Genomic DNA, 1,387 nt, shown 5'->3' with positions numbered 1-1,387 from the left:
AAATGGCGACTTTGTAAGCACCTGTCCATCCAGATAAATTTCTTGCTCATGTTCGGCCAGTTTTTGGTTACCTCTATTGACTAAATCAGTTATAATATCTTCCACTGGCCGCGGCACCGGATCGCTACCCTCCACTTGTTTTTCCTCCTCAATATCGCGCGCATCAACAAACAACTCACAACGCTCAAGACCGGATATTGTATCATCATTAATTGTGATTACCCGCCTATCAACTCCCTCTCCCTGCCCAGCTACATACGCCATATTTTTATAATCCAAGCTAGATTCTGTGTAGGACATATCCTTCAACGAGTTAAATTCGGGCGAAAAAATAACAGGCGGATTAATTGACTGATTGGTCGTTAAATCCTTACCTGTTTGTACGTCGAATACAAATTTTTTATTCAATGTATCCAGAGTTACATTCCATCCTAGACCACTTAGTAAAGCTATTTCTGCCATCTCTTCTGACAGCACTTTAAAGCGAGAGGACCAACTGACTGTTGATCCTCTATTTTGATTCGGAACAATAGATTTTATCTCGAGCAAGCGCTAGGGCTTTCGCTTTAACTTGTGCATATTTTCTTTTAAACTCAGAGATATCAGCGTCGATTTCTTTCACGACTTTTTTAGTAAACAATTTCGATTCCGCTTTTGCTTTTCGGATCTTCGCCATGAATTCAGTAATATTGGCACCGATTGGCTTTGTTGCTTCTGTAGCGGTTTCTCGCACTTGTCTGTCTACTTCTCTCATTTTCCACTGAAACTCATTGATTTTTGCTCCTACAATCGCTGTAAACCGTTCAATCATACTTTCACTCCTTTCATATAGTTCTTCATTGCTTCTTGAGCTTTTCGGTAAAGCTCCCTGTCAATCTGTGGTTCCCTACTTTCTTTCCAACTATCGGAACCGCTCATAATTCGTTTTCTAGCCGTTTCTGCATCAAACATTTTCTTTTCATTGGCTCGCTTAGCATTTTGAGCATATCGATTAAACATTGCTTGTTTGGTCATTTGCTCATAAGTATCTACTGTTCGTAGTTGCGCACCTTTGATAAAATTTTTAAACTCTCGCGGAGTCCACGAGAGTATTAAGTCTGCATCATATACTTTTAAATAACGTGCTACATCTACAAATAGCTGATCGTAATCTATCCCACTAGCTCGGCGCGGGCATCGATCATCCGTTGATAGATCTTCTTGTGTTGTTCTTTCTCTTCGTCCGTATCGCCTGTTTCTTTCATCAACTCTAAGTCTTTCCAGAAGTTCTTCGCTTGTCTCTTGAAAAAAGCCGATTCATCCACCGCCTTAAACGCCTCTTTAAATGCCGCTTCTGTATCTCCATCTGCTTCAAAACGTTCCATAAGTGCTTCTTCAATATCCTCCA

The 1,387-nt window shown here is 40.6% G+C and carries 3 protein-coding genes and 1 pseudogene; all 4 read right to left on the bottom strand.

All coding sequences use genetic code 11. The features are described 5' to 3' along the window. On the bottom strand, positions 1-549 hold a 549-nt coding region (locus IRB43_RS17605; protein ID WP_203364746.1), incomplete at its 3' end, for a siphovirus ReqiPepy6 Gp37-like family protein. After that, positions 512-811: a hypothetical protein gene (locus tag IRB43_RS17600; protein WP_203364745.1), complete on the bottom strand. Its 300-nt coding sequence runs from the start codon at positions 809-811 to the stop codon at positions 512-514. The genes IRB43_RS17600 and IRB43_RS17605, both read right to left, overlap by 38 nt. After that, positions 808-1,014, bottom strand: a complete 207-nt coding sequence (locus IRB43_RS17595; protein ID WP_203364744.1) for a hypothetical protein — start codon at positions 1,012-1,014, stop codon at positions 808-810. The genes IRB43_RS17600 and IRB43_RS17595 overlap by 4 nt, the downstream gene beginning before the upstream one ends. A gap of 137 nt (positions 1,015-1,151) precedes the next feature. Then, positions 1,152-1,387, bottom strand: a pseudogene (locus tag IRB43_RS17590) (hypothetical protein); the annotation flags it as partial.

This window comes from Bacillus sp. REN10 (assembly GCF_016820555.1).
Classification (GTDB): Bacteria; Bacillota; Bacilli; order Bacillales; family Domibacillaceae; genus Bacillus_CE.
Note: the sequence above shows the minus strand (reverse complement) of the source record. Positions and strands in the feature narration are given on the sequence as shown.